The 3,724-nt window shown below is 62.7% G+C and carries 5 protein-coding genes; 3 read left to right on the top strand and 2 right to left on the bottom strand.

Features of this window, described 5'->3' with window-relative positions; all coding sequences use genetic code 11:
• Positions 1–790: LysR family transcriptional regulator (locus tag E5W70_RS31050; RefSeq protein ID WP_292665065.1), on the bottom strand; the 790-nt coding region annotated here is incomplete at its 3' end.
• A 129-nt stretch (positions 791–919) separates the two neighbouring features.
• Positions 920–2,125 (bottom strand): multidrug effflux MFS transporter, encoded by a 1,206-nt coding sequence (locus E5W70_RS31045; protein WP_023676705.1) that lies wholly within the window; start codon positions 2,123–2,125, stop codon positions 920–922.
• 168 nt (positions 2,126–2,293) lie between these two features.
• Here E5W70_RS31045 and E5W70_RS31040 point away from each other — a divergent pair, with 168 nt between their 5' ends.
• From E5W70_RS31040 to E5W70_RS31030, 3 genes are all read left to right on the top strand, one after another.
• Positions 2,294–2,983, top strand: a complete 690-nt coding sequence (locus tag E5W70_RS31040) for a TetR/AcrR family transcriptional regulator (RefSeq protein ID WP_292665064.1) — start codon at positions 2,294–2,296, stop codon at positions 2,981–2,983.
• Between the two features lie 134 nt (positions 2,984–3,117).
• Positions 3,118–3,654 carry an SspB family protein gene (locus E5W70_RS31035; RefSeq protein WP_292665063.1) on the top strand — a complete coding sequence of 179 codons (537 nt, stop codon included), beginning with the start codon at positions 3,118–3,120 and terminating at the stop codon, positions 3,652–3,654.
• Between the two features lie 18 nt (positions 3,655–3,672).
• The coding region (locus E5W70_RS31030) for a DUF4169 family protein (RefSeq protein ID WP_292665067.1) at positions 3,673–3,724 on the top strand (52 nt) is incomplete at its 3' end.

Raw genomic sequence — 3,724 nt, 5'->3', positions numbered from 1 at the left:
ATACCATGGTGACCGGCGTCACCGGGCTGCTTCCGACCCAAGGCAGCACGACGATATTGGCGTCAGCGGCAGAAGCCACGAGACGCGGGACCAGCGCGCATCCCAGACCGCCTTCAACAAGGCTCCGTATCGCGCCCATGCTGGCGAACTCGCCAACCAGCCTCGGACGGTCGGGCAGCGTCGCTGCGAACGCTTCGTCGAACATCCGCCGATAGACGCAGCCGCGCTGGGTGACGAGGAAAGCCTCGTCAGCCAGATCGTCGGGCGTCATGGCAGAATGTCCGGCCAACCGGTGATTTGCCGGCATTATGGTGACGAGCTCTTCTACTGCCACTTGCTCGCTTCGCAGCTCCGGCGCCGCCGCCGGGACGGCTCCGAAATGGAAAGATACGTCCAGCGCCCCGCTTGTCACGCCGGCACGCAACCCACTGCTATCGTCCGCCTTGAGGTTCAGTTCCACATCGGGATGGCGCCGATGGAATTCCCTCAGCAAAGCTGGCAAGCGTGTCGAGCAAAGCGTCTCCAGGCCGCCGACCGTCAGGCGACCCGCAAGCGTGCCGCTCGCGTCGGCGACAGCGGAACGGGCTTCGTCCGCGAGATCGAGGAGATCGTTTGCGTAGTCCAGCAGGCGTTGTCCCGCCGCGGTCAGCTTCAAGCCACGCCGTGACCTGTCGAACAGCGACGTGCCCAGATCGGCTTCCAGCGCCTGGATCTGTTCGGTTACGCTCGATTGGGCAAGATGAACCCGCTCGGAGGCGCGCGTGATGTTCAAGGTGGTGGCGACCGCCACGAAGGTCTTGAGATGTCGAAGCTGCATGTCCTGAACCCGTCATATAGGCATAGGCTGCTTTGAACCGGGATCGCAAACGTGAAAAGGCCGGGAACGTCGCCCGGCCTTTTTTGTCTCGATAGATGAAGCTTACTCCGCCGGCGCTTCCGCAACGTCCCGGCTGCGGCCGAGCGTTATCTTGGCCAGCGTGAAGGAGATCGCCGCGCAGAGCGTGATGCCCGCCACCATCGGCAGCGGCGTGCCGTCGAAAAACACGCCGGCGACGCCCATGGCGACCGCGCCGATGGCGAAGTGCAGCGTGCCCATCAACGCCGACGCCGTACCGGCGATCTCGCCATGCTCTTCCATCGCCAGCACCGACGTGGTCGGGATGACCAGGCCGAGAAAGCCGTAGCCGATGAACAGCAGCGCCGCCATCACGTCGAGCCGGTCGACACCCGATGCCATCACCGCGAATAGCACCACCATCGTCGTCGCATAGCCGGTCACCGCGACACGCACCACGCGCTGCAGCCCGAACCGCTCGGATAGCAACCCGGTCAGCTGCGACATGCCGATAAAGGCAACCGCATTGATCGAGAAGAATACGCTGTAGACCGAAGGCGACAGCCCATAATGGTCGATCAGGATGAAGGACGAGCTCGACAGATAGACGAAGAAGCTCGCAATGCCGAAGCCGGCGATGGCCGTCAGGCCAAGGAAGTTGCGGTCCCCCATCAGGAAGCGGTAGCCTGAAAGTGCCGTCCCGAAGGACGAACCGGCGCGCTCCTCGACCGGCCGTGTCTCCTTGAGCGAGGTCGCCAGCAGGATGGTGGCGAGCACGGCCGCGCCCGTCACTGTCCAGAACACGGCGCGCCAGCCGAAATTCTCGATGATCTGGCTACCGGTCAGCGGCGCCAGGATCGGCGACACCGAAAACACAAGCATCAGCAGCGACATCAGCTTGGCGGCCTCGGTGCCGGTATGCAGATCGCGCACGATCGCGCGCGGCACGGCCATGCCGGCGCTGGCGCCGAGCCCTTGCAGGAAGCGGAAGGCGATCAGCCATTCGATCGAGGGAGCCAGCGCCGAGCCGACGCCGCCGACCATGAACAGCGCCAGGCCGCCGTAGAGCGGCAGCTTGCGGCCGACCATGTCGGAGATCGGTCCGACGACGATCTGGCCGAAGCCCATGGAAAGAAAGAAGATCAGCAGGCTCATCTGCACCGCGGCAGTGCCGGCATGCAGATCCTCGCCGATCGACGGCAGGGCCGGAAGATACATGTCGATGGCAAACGGGCCGATGGCGGACAATAGGCCGAGCACGACCGCAATGCGGAGGAATTTGGCATTCATGATAGCAGGCTCTTTCGAATTCTGGTTGCCACCGAGGACCGGCGTGTAACCCTAGGACGTTCCATCCCGTGGAGTTCCGACTCCTCTGCGGAACGAAACCCCCTTCGTGCAAGTCCACAAATTTAGACAGGCTTGTCTAATTCGTCAACCACCTCTATATAGTTTTGCATGAAGGCCAACGTTTCTCCTGACATTTTCCCGCCGCGGGGCCATGAGGCCAAGCGGATGTCGATTGTCGATGCCGCCGCCTCGGTCTTCTGCCGCGAAAGCTTCGCCGGTGCCAATATCGACATGATTGCCGCCGAGGCCGGCGTCTCCCGCCAGACCATCTACAATCATCACGGCGACAAGGAAAAACTCTTCGTTGCCATCGTCCGCGACCTCACCGAACGTTGCAATGCCGGCATCTTTGCCACGATTTCCACTTTTCCCGATCAGCCGAAGGATCTCGAGGCCGACCTCATCGCCTTTGCCGTGCGGATGAACCAAAATTGCATCTGCAACCGCGACGGCAAATTCCTGCGCAAGCTGATCCAGACCGAGGGCGGGCGCTATCCTGAGCTCTTCGCCGAATGGCGCGAAGAAGGACCGGGCAGGACATGGCCGGCGATCGCCGCCCGTTTCGCCCGCCTCGCTCATGCCGGCTTGCTTGATATCGACGATCCCGATGTCGCAGCGCGCCAGTTCATGGCGCTTGCCAATGCCGAGTTGCAGACGACGTTCATGCTCGGCGGTACACCAACCGAGGACGAGGTGGTGCAATCGGCGACAAATGGCGTGCGTACCTTCCTGCGCGCCTTCGGCAAGCGGCAGCCTGCGACCCGGGCAGGCAAGCAGCGCACGCTCGCCAACGCTTGACGATCAAAGCCGTTTGACGATCAAATCGTCGCCAATGGGCTTCGCTTCCGCACACCGGCGATCTATATCCGGTTTACGCCGCGCTCAAGCTTGATTACAGCTATCAGGACGATTCAACGGAACCCGACAGCCACATGGCCGACGACCACATCCGCTACGACATTCTGGCCCAGGAGGCGTTGCGCGGCGTCATGCGCAAGGTCCTGGCCGAGGTCGCGCGCACCGGTCTCCCGGGCAACCATCATTTCTTCATCACCTTTCTCACCGGCGCGCCGGGTGTGCGCGTGTCGTCGCGGCTGCGCGAGCGCTATCCCGAACAGATGACCATCGTCATCCAGTTCCAGTATTGGGACCTGAAGGTGAGCGACACCGGTTTCGAAGTCGGGCTGTCATTTTCCGACGTCCCGGAAAAATTGGAAATCCCGTTCTCGGCCGTGCGCGGCTTTTACGACCCGTCCGTCAACTTCGAGCTCGAATTCGACGTCAAGACGGATACCCCGGCGGAACAGGAGACAAAGGCCAAGCCTGCTCCCGAGCCGCTGGCCATCGTCGCCGAGAAAAAGCCCGAGACGAAGAAGAAAGCCGCCGAGGCGGAAAAGAAGCCTGCCGCGGCCGAGGCCGGCGCCAAGGGGGCCGACGTGGTGTCGCTTGACGCCTTCCGCAAGAAGTGACCCGACAGGCGGCGTGACATGGCCGAGATCGTCAATCTCCGTCAGGCACGCAAGCAGAAGGCGCGAGCCG

It is taken from the genome of Mesorhizobium sp. (genome assembly GCF_005063415.1).
Lineage (GTDB): Bacteria > Pseudomonadota > Alphaproteobacteria > Rhizobiales > Rhizobiaceae > Mesorhizobium.
The sequence above is the reverse complement of the archived record's forward strand: the minus strand, read 5'-3'. Positions and strand labels throughout refer to the sequence as shown.

Excerpts from the sequence above, each read along its gene's own strand:
- E5W70_RS31045 (WP_023676705.1), bottom strand. The coding sequence starts at position 2,125 with ATGAATGCCAAATTCCTCCGCATTGCGGTCGTGCTCGGCCTATTGTCC.
- E5W70_RS31040 (WP_292665064.1), top strand. The coding sequence starts at position 2,294 with ATGAAGGCCAACGTTTCTCCTGACATTTTCCCGCCGCGGGGCCATGAG.
- E5W70_RS31035 (WP_292665063.1), top strand. The coding sequence starts at position 3,118 with ATGGCCGACGACCACATCCGCTACGACATTCTGGCCCAGGAGGCGTTG.